Consider the following 14,040-nt stretch of genomic DNA (forward strand, 5'->3'; position numbering starts at 1 on the left):
AGTTCCTGGAGTCCCTATTCGTCTCGATAAAACGATTCGTGCACGGCGAGGCCTTCGTCCTCGAGGACGGGGCCATCGACGACTGTGTCACCGTTGCCTCGTTCGATCACTTCAGCGCATGGTATCGTGATGACGCCACCGTCACGAAGCGCTGCGAGCGACGTCCCCTCGACGCTGTAGACGACCCGGCCGAGCCCCGCGTAGTGGAGGGCTGCGGCACACATCGGACAGGGTTCGGTGCTCGTATACATCGTACACGCCGCTCGGTCGTCGGGCTCGAGTTCGCTGGCTGCCCAGCGCGCGAGGACGAACTCCGGGTGGGCGGAGATATCGTCGTCGGTGAGCGTTCGATTGCGGGCCTCGCGAATCACCTCGCCGTCGATCTCGAGGAGTGAGCCAAAGGGCGTGTTCCCGTTTTCGACGGCTTCTTCGGCGAGTTCGATTGCACGTTTGATGAAGCCCTCCTCGGCGTCTGTCATGACGTCCGATTAGGTGACACGGCATATAGAGGCTGTTGTGGTGGAACGATACCTTCGTTCTCACCTCTCGAGCGAGGGCTCCGTCCAGTATTGGATACCACCAGCGGTTGTGTGGCTGTAGAGTGTCTGCGGTTGTGAGATTGCCGAGATCCAGCGTCGGCACGGCTGGCCGTAATGACACAAATCTATATATTTCCACAACTGGTAGGCGCAGCATGGAGATTTCCGAACTCGGCTCGAGCAGTACCTCGGGACGCAATGGCTCGGGAGCGGCTGCCGCCGGCGCTGGCGTCTTCTTGCTCGTGATTGGCTCTGTCGTCTACCTCTCATCTGAATCGATGGTGACGACGGCGGCCGTGATGGCTGCGTTGCTCGCCGTCATGATCGTGTTCAACGCGCTCTACGACCGATTCGTCCTGTGAGTTGCCGTTCGGTCATCCTGCTCGAGACAGCTTCCTCCAAAAAGGGTGTCCTTCACCGGTCCAAAGGGGGCTTACGCACTGCTTTCCAGATCGCTCGCGACCCGCTCTCCAACCTCGAGGCCGTTGGCGATCGCGGCGTGAAGTCGCCCCTCGCCGGCAACCCAGTCCCCGAGGAGGTACAGGCCGTCAGCTTCGGCGGCTTCCAGTGGGGCTCTCGAGACACCGCCCTCGGGTAAGGCGTACCGCCAGCCCTGGTAATCCGTCCAGTCGGGGTCGGTCAGGCGCTCGTCCTCGAGCAGTGCGGCGGTGCCCTCGATGAGCGTCCGAAGATTGTCCTCGCGCGGCGCGTCGTACTGTGCTTTCGACCACTCGTTGCCGGCCTGGATGACCAGCAGTGATTCACCATCGGGGACGTGGCCGGCTTTGCACTCCTCGCGGGCGACCCAGCCGATATCGTGTGCCTTGTCGGTGTTGACCAGGGCGTAGTACGGAACGTCGAGTTCGAACGGATAGTGAGCGACGACGGTTATCACGCTTCGATAGGGGACGGCTGCGACGGCGTCCTGCAATGGACGACGATTCTCGCTCGCCCAGTCGGCACGCTCGAGCAGCGCTGCCGTCTGTGGCGCTGGCGGGTTCAAAAGCAACACGTCGAACGGCCCCCACTCGTCACCGTCTACATCCTCGAGGTGCCAGCGTTCGCTGTCGCGGCGGAGCGTTTCGACACGGGTTTCCCGATGTATCGTTGCCCCCGCTCGAGCGAACAGTCGCTTCGCGATCTGTGTCAGTCCGGCGTCGTAGCTCCACTTGTGGCTGTCGCTCTCGCGTCCCGGTTCGACCGTGCCGTCCTGGTCGAACGTCCAGATCGGTTCGTCGATGTCGGCCAGGCCGTCGGTCTCGAGGGTGTTCGTTACGAGGTCGGTGACTCGGTCGTCGTCGGCTTTCAGATAGTTTGCACCGTAGTCGTAGACGCAGTCGTTCTTTCGGCGGGTCGCCGCCCGACCACAGACGCCGCGGGATTTCTCGAGCACGGTGATCGTCGCCCCCGGGTACTGTGTTGAGACGGTGTAGGCTGCAGCGGCGGCCGCCGCACCGGCCCCGACGATACCGATTCGGTTCATACTCGTCGCTTGGCTTCAGCGGAAATTAACTGTGGGGTCACCCCTCGAGGCTGCCGGTTCAGTCCAGGAGGCTGCTGATTCCCGCCGAACGTCAGGCGTTCACCCTCGAGGGTAGCGACTCATCCCTCGAAGCTGTCGCTTCAGCTCTCGAAAGCGGGATTCAATCGGCGTCGATCGTACAGGTGTGTTCGTAACTGACGTCGCTGACGGAGTCGATGGCCGGCTGGTCGCCACAGACCGGGCAGTTCGGGTTGCGCTGGAGTTCGACCGTCTCGAAACTCATATCCATCGCATCGTAGAGCAACAGGCGTCCCTCGAGGACGTCCCCTTGCTCGAGTAGCAGTTTGACGACTTCGGTGGCCTGGATACAGCCGACCGTACCCGGTAAGACGCCGAGGACGCCCGTGGTCGCACAGTCGGGAACGGTGCCGGGCTCGGGCGCTTCCGGGAAGACACACCGGTAACAGGGGCCGTCGCTTCCCTCACGGTTCGGTATCGTCGTCACCTGGCCTTCGAAGCGGTAGATAGCGCCGTGGGACAACGCGGTCCCCGAGAGCACGCAGTAGTCGTTGAGCAGGTATCGCGTCGCGAAGTTGTCGCTCGCATCCAGTACGACGTCGTACTCGCCCGCCAGTTCGTCGACGTTTTCGGAGGTGAGACGTGTCTCGTACGTTTCGACGGCGACGTCCGGGTTGAGTCGGTGAACGTAGTCGGCCGCGCTCTCGACTTTCGGCCGCCCGACGTCGTCGTCGTCGTGGACGATCTGGCGCTGGAGGTTCGAGCGCTCGACGACGTCGTCGTCGACGATGCCGAGGTGGCCGACGCCGGCCGCCGCCAGATACTGAATCGCTGGGGAACCGAGGCCGCCGGCACCGACGACGAGAACGGACCCCTCGAGCAGCCGTTTCTGTCCCTCGGGACCGACTTCGTCCATGATGACGTGTCTCGAGTAGCGGTCCAGTTGGGTCGCATCGAGGCGAAGGTCGCTCATAGTGAGGACTTCACGGGGAGGGGCAAAAAGTGCGCGGACGTTTCGATCAGCAGGTGGTCCTGAGGCCGGATGTGTGGAATCGATGACGACGACTCGCGGGAATCATCGGTGTTCCGAACGGTCAATTCTCCTGCGTTGTGTGACACTCGTTGTCACTACCCAACCCTTTATGTGTGATGTATGCTATACATTGACTATGGCATCTTCACCCAACGGTGCCGGTGACGACGTGTTCGACCAGTTCCTTGCAGACCGCGGCCACGCGGTAGAACGAACAGGTTGGGAACGCGATTATAACAAAAAACAGTGTCCGGACTGTGGCGGCCTTCACGACACGTCCGCGACAACCTGTACCGTCTGTGGGTGGCGTCCACGACCCTGAAACGACTTTTCCAGTTTTTTCGCGGCCTCGAGCACCACCGCTAACGATCGACTGTCCCTATCACTCACTGCAAAACATACTGGATTGTGTGACTGTTGGCCCTAATTTCAGCCCTCTTTAGTCGATACAATTATTACGGATTATTCCTCACTGATGACGTAGGGACCATCAATGCCCAAATGTCAAAACTGCGGTGGGTTCGTGACGGACGCGTATGCGAGAGTGTTCACCCCTCGAGGTGTCGACAACCCGCGTGTCTGTCCACAGTGCACCGACAAAATCCGTGACGGTGCAGAGGTTCGACAGGCGCGCTCACCACGGAACAATTCCTGACGGCGATTGTGGTTCTCTCGATAACTCCAACGAACACGGAGACGGTCTAATGTCGAATCGACGACGACCCCATTTCCCGTCCAGAAATCGGTCCGAAGGCGGCCTTCTTTCCCGTTGGATTTCCCGGTCCAAACCCACGTCACTTATAAGAGTCGCGGCCCTGATACGCTACAATGGCTACGACGGAGGCGGATACGGAGGTAACCCGTCTATTTGGCGGTCCTGGCAGCGGGAAGACAACAGCTCTCCTCGATCACGTCGAAGAGATACTGGAGCAAGACGACGTCACGTTTCGGGACATTCTGGTCGTCTCGTACACTCGAGCAGCGGCACAGGAAATTCGCGAACGACTCGCCGAGCGGCTCGACGAAAACCCTCGAGCGCTACAGGGCAACGTCTGTACGATGCACGCGAAAGCGTACGATCTTCTCGATCTTTCTCGCGGCGACGTCATCGGCGAAAAGGACAAAGAGACCTTCTGTGAAGAGTACGGCCTCGAGTACGAAGACGAGTACAGCGGGGCCGGTCGCCGGACGGCCCGGTCGACCACCATCGGGAACAAGATTATCGCGACGAGTCAGTGGCTCCAGCGAACCCGTCGTGACGTCGCCGACTGGTACGACGTACCCTTCCAGTGGGACGTCGAAGAGGTTCGACTCCCGCCCGAAATCGACCCGAACGCGCAGGAAGGCAACAAGTACACGCCGACATGGCCCTCGGACGACGACCGAATCGACGTCCCCGAAGCGATCAGAGGCTGGCGCAACTACAAGGGCCAGGAAGGGAAAATCGGCTTCGCCGACATGCTCGAGCGCGTCAAACAGCGCTCACTCGTGCCGAACGTCGACTACCTCGTTATCGACGAGTTTCAGGACATTACGACGCTACAGTACGACGTCTACGAGGAGTGGAAACCCCACGTCGACCGCGTGTTGATCGCCGGCGACGACGACCAGGTCGTCTACTCCTGGCAGGGGGCCGACCCGGCACTCTTGCTCGACGAACGCGTCGACGACGACATCATCCTGCCGAACTCCTACCGACTTCCATCGAACGTGCTCAACGCGGTCAACCAGGAGATTCGCCACATCGACGTTCGACAGGATAAAGACCTGAATCCCCGCAAAGAGGGTGGGCTCGTCGAAGCCTACCAGAACCGATCGATGCTCGATGTCGTCCGGATGGTCCGCCAGACGCTCGTCGAAGGCGACGGAACGATCATGCTCCTGTTTCGGGCACGCTACCAGATGTTCCAGTTCATCGATGAGTTCATCACCGAGGGGATTCCCTTCACTGCGCTGACCGACCAGCGGATGTGGACCGACCGACTCACCCAGTACGTCCGAGCGATCGAAGCCCTCGAGAACGACGACGACGTCACCGGCCTGCAGGCTCGGCGACTCGCCGACATGCTGATGGACTCGGCGTTTGGTACCAACGAACGGGACGCCCTGTTCGACGAAATTGACGACCGCCAGGAGGAAGCCGGCATCGAGGACCTCGAGGACCTGCTCATCCCGGCCGACGTCATTCGAGACCACGCGCCGTTCCTCCCCGGCCCGGCTTCGGCCTCCGACATGGTGCGGAAGGTGACGAACTTCCAGAAGAAGTCGATCAAGGCCTACTTCGCCATCGGCACCTATCAGGGGATGCCGACCGATCGCGTTCGCGTCGGAACGATTCACTCGGCGAAAGGTCGTGAGGCCGACCACGTTTTCGTCGGCACCGACCTCACCGAGAAGGTCGTCGAGCAGATGGTCGCGACCGTCGACGACCCGACCGACATCCCCGGCGTCGAAGAGTTCACCAAGACCACCTCCCCCGTTCCCGTCCTCACCGACAACGAACGGCGCGTCTTTTACGTCGGTATGTCTCGAGCCCGCGAACGGCTCGTCCTCCTCGAGAATCTGGTCGACGGTGCGCCGACGCTACCGATCGACGTCTTGCTCAACAACCGCCAGACAGGTGCTGACCTCGAGGAACTGGTCGAGCAGGCCCAACAGCCCGAATCCGATCGTCTCGAGGAGGCCGAAGTCGAAGCGTGAGCGAGCGGTCGGTCGGTGCTTCGGGGAACGGTTCCGTTTTTGATACCGTCCGAGCGACGCGGTTGCGAGACGTGCTCGAGGAGCGTGGAGCAACGGCGTTCGTCCACGCCGGGACGCTGGGTGACCCGACGATTCGATTCGCCGTCCGGGCGTGCAGGGCGTCGTGTCCCGAGGGCGAGCGCTTCGAGTCCCCGACGCGGGTACAGCATGGGACGGTGTACGCCGTCGGTTTCGACGGCGAACGGTGGCACAGCGTTTCGAAGCCGCCACGCGACGGTGGCGATCATCCATCACAGACGCTCGGTGAATCCCTCCTCGAGGCTGAGATAGATGGCGCGGGGAGGAACTTGCGACTCTTGACGCCGGCGCACATCCCCCACGACGCCGCGCTGTATCTCGAGCGGGCCGGGTTCGAACTCGCCTCGAGTGACGTGCTCTCTCGACTCCGAGTCAGGAAAACGGAGCCCGAACTGGCCGCGATCGAACGTGTACAGGAGGCGGTCCGTGCCGGGCTCGAACGGGCGATGTCCCTGCTCGAGAAGGAGTCTCCGACCCCGGGCCGTCTCGAAACGGCGCTCGAGGTGGGCGTCCTCGAGGCTGGTGGTCGTCCCGTCTCGAGTGCCGTCGTCTGGACGGGGGCGAACGGGGGTGTCACAGACGGCGACCCGACAGCACCACTGCCGACTGACCGGCCACTGATTCTCACCGTTGAAGCGAGCAACGCCGGCTACTACGGCCGACAGACGCGAACCCTCGTCGTCGACCCGGATGGCGGTCCCGAACGACGGGGTCACATCGGACTCACCCACGGGTTTCGCTCGGTGCAATCGCTGCTCACGGCAGGCGAGGCGACGGTGGGGACCGTCGAGGCCGACCTCGAGGCCGAAATCCGGGCGTTCGGGTTCGACGAGACGGCTTCAATCGAGGTACAGGTCAGCGGTGTCGGCCTCGAGGGCCTCGAACGGCCGCTTCAGGCAGGCACGACCATCGAACGTCGGTCGCCGGTCGTGGTGGATGCGAGCCTCGTGACGAGCGTGGGTCGGATTCGCCTCGCAGACGTGATCGTTCGTACAGGCGAACGAGCACGGTGGCTTTCGCCTGCCTCGCGGTCGCTCGTTCCAAAGAACAGGTAGCCTGATACACAGGTGTCGCGACCGGTGACGGCTTCTCGAGGTCGGTGTGCTTACATCGCAGTTATCGGATTGTCGTCGTCTCTTCCCGTCGATCACCGGTCGATTCGAGTGCTTAGCAGTACAGAATCACGAGAACCGTATCAGTCGACCCGGAACAACCGGTAGGAGCCCTGTCCGGTCGCAACCTCGGTCGTCTCGCCGTCGGGTGTCGTACTTTCGACGGTGATCTCGCTGACGCCGACGCTCTGGCCGGCCCGCACGATGGTGGCCGTCGCCTCGAGGTCGCCCGTCGCCGGGCGCAGGTAGTTGACGTTGAGGTTGATGGTCGCGGCACCGGACTCGGTCGGCTTGTCGAAGTCGGTGTGGAAGACGAGGCCACCGACGGTGTCGATGAGCGTGGCAGCGACGCCGCCGTGGATATCCGGGCGGTGGTCGCCACGGCCGGGCCGGGTGTTCGTGAGCTTTTCGTCGTAGGGTATCGCCATCGTCATCTCGCCGTAGTCGACGTGCTCGACGGTCGTCCCCAGCCAGGAGAGAAACTCGTGGTCGGTATCGATATGTGTCTGTAAAATGGCTCCCATCTGCTCGAACGACTCGGACATACTCTCGAGTGTGTGGGCCAGTGATTTGTGTCCTGCGTTTAGCCGTCCGCTCGAGTGGGTAGTGATAGTCGCCATCGATCGCGACGAGAGGCTTCCCAAACCTGAACGAATGCGTGAAACCGATTGCAGTTGTCCGGTTTCACTCATCAGTCGACGTTTGGAAGGGTACTAGATAGATGGTTCTTGCTATATTGGAATTACCACACAATACTAACTACCTCGAGGAAGTAGGTTCAGTCGTACCCATGACTGATACCGAAATCGAGCCGACCGAAACTGTCGATTCACGCGGCGCTGCCTGCCCGGGACCGCTAATGGACCTCATCGGGAAAATTCGGACCGTCGAGAGCGGTGACGTGGTCTGTCTGCTCAGCGACAACGACCAGTCGCTTACAGACGTCAGGGAGTGGTCCGAAGAGGCGGGTAACGAACTGTTGGCAGTCGAAGAACTCGAGGATTACTACGAGTTCTACGTGGAGAAGGCATGAGCGAACACATCGTTATCGTCGGTGGCGGGACGGGCGGTGCCGTCCTCGCGAACGGGTTGGCAACCCACCTCAGGGCGGAGATTGCCAGTGACGACGTTCGCGTTACGCTCATCAACGACGAACCGGACCACATCTACAAACCGGTCTGGCTGTACGTTCCTTTCGGCCTCCGTGAACCCGAGGACGCACGACGCCCGCTCGAAGAACTGGTCGACGACGCCGTCGACGTCAGGATCGATCGCGTCTCGGATATCGATACCGAGAACGGGACGCTCGCCCTCGGTGTGACCGAACGGTCGTTGTCGTACGATCACCTCGTACTAGCGACGGGCTCACAGCTTGCGCCCGAGGAAATCCCCGGTCTCGCTGACGCGGGTCATCACTATTACGGAGAATCGGGCGCGACCGACCTTCGCGAGGAACTGCTCTCGTTCACGGACGGGCATCTCGTATTGAGCGTCATCGGGTCGCCGCACATGTGCCCGGCCGCACCACTCGAGTTCGTCTTCATGGCCGACGACTGGTTCCGAAAGCGAGGCCTCCGCGAGGACGTCGACATCACGTACACGTACCCGATTCAGCGCGTCCACGGGAACCCACACATCGCCGATTGGGCACAACCCCTGATGGAGTCGCGCGATATCTCCATCGAGACGTTCTTCAACCCGGAGGAAGTCGACCCCGAAGCCGACGTTCTCCACACACTGGAGGGGTCCGAACTCGAGTACGACCTGCTCGTCGGGATTCCACCCCACCGCGGGAGCGAGCTGATCGAATCGGCCGGGTTGGGCGACCGTGGCTGGGTGGACGTCGACAAGCACACCCTCGAGGCAGACGGGGCAGCGAACGTGTACGCGATCGGTGATGCCGCCGCCACCGGCGTCCCCAAAGCAGGCAGCGTCGCTCACTACCAGGCCGGCGTGGTCACTCGCCGTCTCGCGAGCGAGGTTCGGGACCAGCTCCCGACGGCACGCTATGACGGCAAAACCCTGTGCTTCATCGAAACGGGGATGGACGCCGCTTCCTACGTCGAGTTCGATTACAAGAACCCACCGTCGCCAGCGAAACCGTCTCAGAAACTACACTGGGCAAAACTCGCGTATAACGAATCCTACTGGCTCACCGCACGGGGGCTCCTCTAACGATGACTGATTCGACAGCTGTCGACACGAACCAGGATGCCCTCGAGGCGGCCATCGCGGAAAACCCGGAGGCGGTCGCCGAGTTCGTCGATCGACTCGACGCGGTCAACGAACTCCTCGACGTCCTCTCGCTGGGCGAAAATGCCCTGACCGACGACATGGTCGTCGAACTCGCAGACACCGGATCGACGCTCGCCGAATCCGCCGACGAAATCGCGACTGATGAAACGGTCGGGCTCGCCGCAGCGGTCGGAACGAACGCGGGTGAGCTTACGGACGCACTCGAGACGCTGGTCGAACTCCAGCAAAGCGGCACCCTCGAGAACCTCACTGAACTGGCACAACTGGCGTCGCTGGCGACCGATGCGCTCGACGACGAGATGGTCACCTCACTCGCGGCGACGGGGGCTGGGGTCGGCGAACTGGCTGATGCTGCATCGGATCCCGATACCCGCCAGGGAATCGAACGGACGCTCGCCGGTCTCGGCCAGGCCGAACGGGAAGCTGTCGAGCCCGTTGGCCCGGTTGGGCTGGTCAAGGCGCTTCGAGATCCGCAGGTGCAGGCGGGGCTTGGCTATCTAATAGCCGTCGCGGGGGCACTCGGGGAGTCAACGCCGACCCGGTAACTGAAGCGTTTTTGTTGCCGAGGGCAAGTGTATAGTATGGCCACTATCACCCCATCTCGATTCGACGAGAAGCGGGACTCGAGCGACCCGTTCGTGTTGGACATTCGCCCGACCGACTCGTTCGAACGCGAGCACATCGAGGGGAGTTATAACGTGCCGGTGTACTCGGACCTCCAGCGTGGCAACGAGGATTCGTTTCGCCGACGACTGGACGAGATTCCCGGCGACCGTCCGGTTGTCGTCGTCTGTAAGGCCGGTATCGTCGCTCGCAAGGCGACGGCGATTTTGGACGACGAAGGCCACGAGTCGATGACACTGTTGGGTGGCATGGGCGCGTGGAACGGCTATCAAAAAAACTCACTCGGGTACAAAATTCGATCGCTGGTGTGGAAACTCACGCGGTGAGTGGCTCACTTTTCGCACGCACGTAGCAGGCATCTCGGACCAATACTCGGCACTGTCACTCGCTCCAGGGCTGGATTTCGTCGTAATCGCCCGGCGGAACCGGTCCCTCGAGCAACGGGTCATCGGTTGCTTGCATCCAGGCCTCGAGGTCGCCGGCGAGTCTGTCTCGTTGGTCTCGATACCGGGGTTCGAACGCCACGTTGTCGGCTTCCTGCGGGTCTTCGTGAAGGTCGTACAGTTCTTCGTACGCTCGCGTGGGTGCGCCGTAGGTCTCGCGAACTTCGCGACCCGCTTCGCTCGCGTAGCAGTCTTTGGTCAGATACACCTTCGGGAGGTGCCAGAAGTTTCGGATGTACTTGTACTGTTCCGTTCGAATCGCGCGGACCGGGTTGTACATATCGTGCCAGGTCATCTCGGCGAAAACCCGCGTTCGCGGGTCGAACGCACCGTCTTCGCCCGTAAGCAGCGGTTCGAAACTTCGACCATCGAAATCGGGGCTGGACCCTGGTGGATCGATCCCGAGGTACTCCAGGAGCGTCGGTAACACGTCGACGTTGCTCACGAGTTCGGTTCGGACCTGCCCGGACTCGACGCCCGGACCACGCCAGATGAGTACGCCCTCGAGGCCGGCGTCGTAACAGGACCCCTTCGCTCGCGGGAAGGCGATGCCGTGTTCGGTCGTGAAGATGACCAGCGTGTCTTCGGCGAGGTCGGTTCGCTCGAGGCTTTCGACGATGGTTTCGATGGCGTCGTCGACGGCGTACACCATGCCCCGCATCTCGGCGAGGTCGTGGCGGATACCGCGTCGGTCGGGGAGATACGGCAGCGGATATATCCCGTCTGGCTCGTCGGTGTCGTAGTAGTCGGCGTCGAACCCGAAACGACCGTTGTCGGCTTCCACCCGGTGTAACTCGAAGAAGCCGACGCTCGCGAAGAAGGGGGAATCGAAGGCACCGCGGTCGAAGAACGTCGTGAGGACATCAGCGACGTTTCGAGCGCGATTGGCCTGGTGGACCGAGGGTGAAACGCCCGGATACAGGTTTCCCTCCGAGTGGACGTACTCGTAGCCAAGCCGGTCTGTATCCTGGCTGATGTGCTGGAGGCCGAACAGGTGGGTCTCGTAGCCGTTCTCGTCGAGATAGTGTGGGAGAATCCGCTCGTTTTCGTGGAGTTCCCAGTCGCCGTGAGCCAACCCCATCAACCCGTTGACGTGGGGGTAGCGGCCAGTCATGAGACTCCCCCGAGAGGGCGAACACTGCGGCGCAGTCACGAAGTGATTCTCGAAGCGAGTGCCCTTCTCGGCGAGTCTGTCGATGGCGGGCGTTTCGACGTCGACGCCGTAACAGCCCAGGTACTGGCCGAGATCGTGGCTGTGTATCAGAACGACGTTGGGCCGCCTGTCAGTCGGGGACATACCCCCGTCGTACCACGAAGGGGCCCATAATCGTTCGTGGCTCACCGACCGAATAGGGGCGAGCTACTGCCCTCGAGTGCGACACCCTCTCCTCAGTCCTCGAGTGCGTTTAACCGTCGCCTACAGTTTCGTCGTGGCCTCGAGGGCGATATCGATCGCTCGAGCGACGTTGTTTTTCGCCTTCTCGGGCAGTTCGTCGTCTTCGGTGTCGGTGCCTTTTTGGGTGCCTTTCACGAGGTTGCCGTCGACGGTACAGATCGCGCCGGCGCGCAGTCCCTTTCGACGGGTGAGCGAGAAGACCGCGGCGGCTTCCATCTCGACCGACAGGAGGCCGGCGGCTTCCCAGTCCTCGACGTACTCGTCGGTCTCGGCGTAGTAGGCGTCGTCGCTGGCGATGGGACCGACGTGGACCATCTCGTCGCGTGCTTCGGCGGCGTCGACCAACCCCGAGAGGACGTGGTAGTCGGGGACGGCGGGATACTCGACGGCTTCGTAGCGTTTCGAGGTTCCCTCGTTTTTGGCTGCGCCCGTCGCGACGATCATGTCGCCGATTTCGATATCGGCCTGCAGCGCCCCGGTTGTGCCGACACGAATGAACGTCTCGACGCCGACGTTGGCGAGCTCTTCGATGGCGATTGCGGCGGATGGACAGCCGATACCGGTCGAACAGATCGTCAGGTCCCGGTCGTCGTAGGTGGCGTTGACGACTTTGTACTCGCGGTTTTCGGCGACGGTTTCGGCGCTGTCACAGTGACTCGCGATACGGTCGACTCGTCCGGGGTCGCCCGGAATGAGTGCGATATCGTGTACGTCACCGTCGTCGACGAGCAAGTGCGGTTGCATAGCCATGGTCGCCCTTTTCGGGGTATCAGGAAAAAGGTCGCGTTCGACGCTCGAGGCTGGTACTTCGAGCGACCCGGTCGCTTGCTTCGTCATCCGTTCGCTCGCTTGCTTCGTATTGGGTCGCCCCGATTGACGAGTCGAGTGAGGAGTTACCGGTGTGGACGGCCGAACGTATCTCCCTCGAGTCGGGATTCACTCGAGTTCGATGGGTTGTACGGTTCCGTCGCCGTGTCTCTCGGTTCGACCGTAATAGTCGAGTCGGTAATGACGACGCGTGCTTGTGGCTGGGAGAGTCGTAACGTCACCTGCCCGGTTGGTCGTGGTAGCCCGTTCTCTCTGTCGGCAAACAGCGCGTCGAGTGCTTCGGGATCGACGAGGTCGTACAGCCGTGTCGACGGCTGCGTGACGTCCTCGTCGGTGAAGATCGCTAACGCGGTTGCTGTTGCGACACTGATCGGCTCTGTATCGGCGCGTTCGTATCGAACGCAGTAATGACGTTCAGTGCCCCCGCCCCGAACGTCTGAAATCGTTCCATCTGTCATGTCTCTCAGTGACGGTACCTGAGTGGCCAACGGGCGGCGGTATATAACTGCCGTCAGACAACACGCTGTGAGAATATCGTGTCGGTCTGTTTACCTCGCTTTCGCCAGGTTCTTCGGCCGTTTACAACCCTATTCGAGCGTTTGTTCTTCGAGAAACGCCTCGACGGTGGCAGCAGTGGGCGTAATTCTGGCCCCCTCCGCACTCGCCGCGAGCGCACCACAGGCGTTGGCGAACTCGAGGACGGCCTCGAGGTCGTCGGTTCCTAACGAGGTTGCGATAAAGCCAGCGGCGAAGGCGTCGCCGGCTCCCGTCGTGTCGACGGGATCGATGTCGAAGCCGGGATGGCGAATCGAGCCGCCGGGGGAGTGAATCTCGGCTCCGTCGCCACCGTATTTGATGACGACCAGGCGGTCGTTGTACGTCGAGGCCGGGTACGACGACTCGAGGACGGATTCGGCTTCCCTGTCGGTCAGAAAGATGATATCCGCGTGCTCGAGGGCCGTACTGTAATCGCGCTCGGCCAGCCGCCGGCCCGGGTCGACGCTGACGGTCGCGTCGCTCTCGCTTGCCAACTGGGCGAGTCGCCCCGCAGTATCGGGACGCTGGCTCGTCAGGTGGACGTGGTCGGCAGCATCGATTCGCTCGGGATTCAGGTCTTCAGGCCCCACGGCTTCGTTCACGCCGTCGTTTCCCAGCAAGGCAACCTCGCCCGCGTCGTCGACGACGATGTATTTTACGGCGGTTTCGGCGTCTTCGACGATACGGACGCCATCGATGTCGACCGCGGCGTCCTCGAGTTCGCGTCTAGCGAGCAATCCGGTATCGTCGTCGCCGACGCTCCCGATAAGGCCGGTATCGACCTCGAGTGCGCTACAGGCGACTGCGACGTTGGCTGCACTGCCGCCGCCGGATTGCTGGCGCGAGCGAATCGCTACTTCCCCGTCGGGTTCCGGAAACTGGTCGACGCGGAGGGTGACGTCCCAGTTGATGTGTCCGGCGGTGAGTACGGTGACCATCGGTGGTGACCGCCACAGACGGGTGCCGATCAAAAAACGTTATCGTCTGCCGGGG

General features: G+C 61.9%; 17 protein-coding genes. 9 read left to right on the forward strand and 8 right to left on the reverse strand.

Going from position 1 to position 14,040, the window contains the following annotated elements:
* Nucleotides 1-14: 14 nt before the first annotated feature.
* Complete coding sequence (locus tag NLK60_RS14525) at nt 15-479, reverse strand: nucleoside deaminase (RefSeq protein ID WP_254808493.1); 465 nt, start codon at nt 477-479, stop codon at nt 15-17.
* A gap of 215 nt (nt 480-694) precedes the next feature.
* Between NLK60_RS14525 and NLK60_RS14530 the strand changes: the two genes are divergently transcribed.
* Nucleotides 695-901: a hypothetical protein gene (locus NLK60_RS14530; RefSeq protein ID WP_254808494.1), complete on the forward strand. Its 207-nt coding sequence runs from the start codon at nt 695-697 to the stop codon at nt 899-901.
* Between the two features lie 71 nt (nt 902-972).
* Here NLK60_RS14530 and NLK60_RS14535 read toward each other — a convergent pair whose 3' ends face one another.
* Nucleotides 973-2,022 carry an NAD(P)/FAD-dependent oxidoreductase gene (locus NLK60_RS14535; protein ID WP_254808495.1) on the reverse strand — a complete coding sequence of 350 codons (1,050 nt, stop codon included), beginning with the start codon at nt 2,020-2,022 and terminating at the stop codon, nt 973-975.
* A 160-nt stretch (nt 2,023-2,182) separates the two neighbouring features.
* Nucleotides 2,183-3,013 (reverse strand): SAMP-activating enzyme E1, encoded by an 831-nt coding sequence (gene ubaA, locus NLK60_RS14540; protein ID WP_254808496.1) that lies wholly within the window; start codon nt 3,011-3,013, stop codon nt 2,183-2,185.
* Between the two features lie 196 nt (nt 3,014-3,209).
* On the opposite strand from ubaA, the gene NLK60_RS14545 reads away from it, so the two are divergent.
* The 4 genes from NLK60_RS14545 to NLK60_RS14555 all read left to right on the forward strand — a co-directional run bounded on the left by NLK60_RS14545 (nt 3,210) and on the right by NLK60_RS14555 (nt 6,906).
* Nucleotides 3,210-3,395: an HVO_0416 family zinc finger protein gene (locus NLK60_RS14545; RefSeq protein ID WP_254808497.1), complete on the forward strand. Its 186-nt coding sequence runs from the start codon at nt 3,210-3,212 to the stop codon at nt 3,393-3,395.
* A 171-nt stretch (nt 3,396-3,566) separates the two neighbouring features.
* Complete coding sequence (locus NLK60_RS19710) at nt 3,567-3,728, forward strand: DUF7563 family protein (protein WP_425499053.1); 162 nt, start codon at nt 3,567-3,569, stop codon at nt 3,726-3,728.
* A gap of 173 nt (nt 3,729-3,901) precedes the next feature.
* Nucleotides 3,902-5,773 carry a UvrD-helicase domain-containing protein gene (locus tag NLK60_RS14550; protein WP_254808498.1) on the forward strand — a complete coding sequence of 624 codons (1,872 nt, stop codon included), beginning with the start codon at nt 3,902-3,904 and terminating at the stop codon, nt 5,771-5,773.
* Nucleotides 5,770-6,906: a M24 family metallopeptidase gene (locus NLK60_RS14555; protein ID WP_254808499.1), complete on the forward strand. Its 1,137-nt coding sequence runs from the start codon at nt 5,770-5,772 to the stop codon at nt 6,904-6,906. Before NLK60_RS14550 ends, NLK60_RS14555 begins: the two co-directional genes overlap by 4 nt.
* Before the next feature lie 140 nt (nt 6,907-7,046).
* Here NLK60_RS14555 and NLK60_RS14560 read toward each other — a convergent pair whose 3' ends face one another.
* A complete protein-coding gene (locus NLK60_RS14560; RefSeq protein ID WP_254808500.1) occupies nt 7,047-7,508 on the reverse strand; it encodes a PaaI family thioesterase in 462 nt (153 codons plus the stop codon).
* Nucleotides 7,509-7,753: 245 nt separating this feature from the next.
* On the opposite strand from NLK60_RS14560, the gene NLK60_RS14565 reads away from it, so the two are divergent.
* The 4 genes from NLK60_RS14565 to NLK60_RS14580 are packed head-to-tail and all read left to right on the forward strand — an operon-like array spanning nt 7,754 to nt 10,169.
* Nucleotides 7,754-7,996 (forward strand): sulfurtransferase TusA family protein, encoded by a 243-nt coding sequence (locus NLK60_RS14565; RefSeq protein ID WP_254808501.1) that lies wholly within the window; start codon nt 7,754-7,756, stop codon nt 7,994-7,996.
* The gene (locus tag NLK60_RS14570) at nt 7,993-9,138 is read left to right on the forward strand and encodes an NAD(P)/FAD-dependent oxidoreductase (RefSeq protein WP_254808502.1); all 1,146 of its coding nucleotides are present in this window, start codon (nt 7,993-7,995) and stop codon (nt 9,136-9,138) included. The genes NLK60_RS14565 and NLK60_RS14570 overlap by 4 nt, the downstream gene beginning before the upstream one ends.
* A gap of 2 nt (nt 9,139-9,140) precedes the next feature.
* Complete coding sequence (locus NLK60_RS14575) at nt 9,141-9,764, forward strand: helical membrane plugin domain-containing protein (protein WP_254808503.1); 624 nt, start codon at nt 9,141-9,143, stop codon at nt 9,762-9,764.
* 36 nt (nt 9,765-9,800) lie between these two features.
* Nucleotides 9,801-10,169: a rhodanese-like domain-containing protein gene (locus NLK60_RS14580; RefSeq protein WP_254808504.1), complete on the forward strand. Its 369-nt coding sequence runs from the start codon at nt 9,801-9,803 to the stop codon at nt 10,167-10,169.
* Between the two features lie 55 nt (nt 10,170-10,224).
* Here NLK60_RS14580 and NLK60_RS14585 read toward each other — a convergent pair whose 3' ends face one another.
* The 4 genes from NLK60_RS14585 to NLK60_RS14600 all read right to left on the reverse strand — a co-directional run bounded on the left by NLK60_RS14585 (nt 10,225) and on the right by NLK60_RS14600 (nt 13,985).
* Nucleotides 10,225-11,583 carry a sulfatase family protein gene (locus NLK60_RS14585; protein ID WP_254808505.1) on the reverse strand — a complete coding sequence of 453 codons (1,359 nt, stop codon included), beginning with the start codon at nt 11,581-11,583 and terminating at the stop codon, nt 10,225-10,227.
* 120 nt (nt 11,584-11,703) lie between these two features.
* A complete protein-coding gene (locus NLK60_RS14590; RefSeq protein ID WP_254808506.1) occupies nt 11,704-12,432 on the reverse strand; it encodes a guanosine phosphorylase in 729 nt (242 codons plus the stop codon).
* Nucleotides 12,433-12,575: 143 nt separating this feature from the next.
* Nucleotides 12,576-12,968 carry a HalOD1 output domain-containing protein gene (locus NLK60_RS14595; protein WP_425499054.1) on the reverse strand — a complete coding sequence of 131 codons (393 nt, stop codon included), beginning with the start codon at nt 12,966-12,968 and terminating at the stop codon, nt 12,576-12,578.
* 129 nt (nt 12,969-13,097) lie between these two features.
* Nucleotides 13,098-13,985: an ATP-dependent ribose-1-phosphate kinase gene (locus NLK60_RS14600; protein ID WP_254808507.1), complete on the reverse strand. Its 888-nt coding sequence runs from the start codon at nt 13,983-13,985 to the stop codon at nt 13,098-13,100.
* Nucleotides 13,986-14,040 lie beyond the last annotated feature (55 nt).

It is taken from the genome of Natronosalvus amylolyticus (genome assembly GCF_024298845.1).
Taxonomy (GTDB): Archaea; Halobacteriota; Halobacteria; order Halobacteriales; family Natrialbaceae; genus Natronosalvus; species Natronosalvus amylolyticus.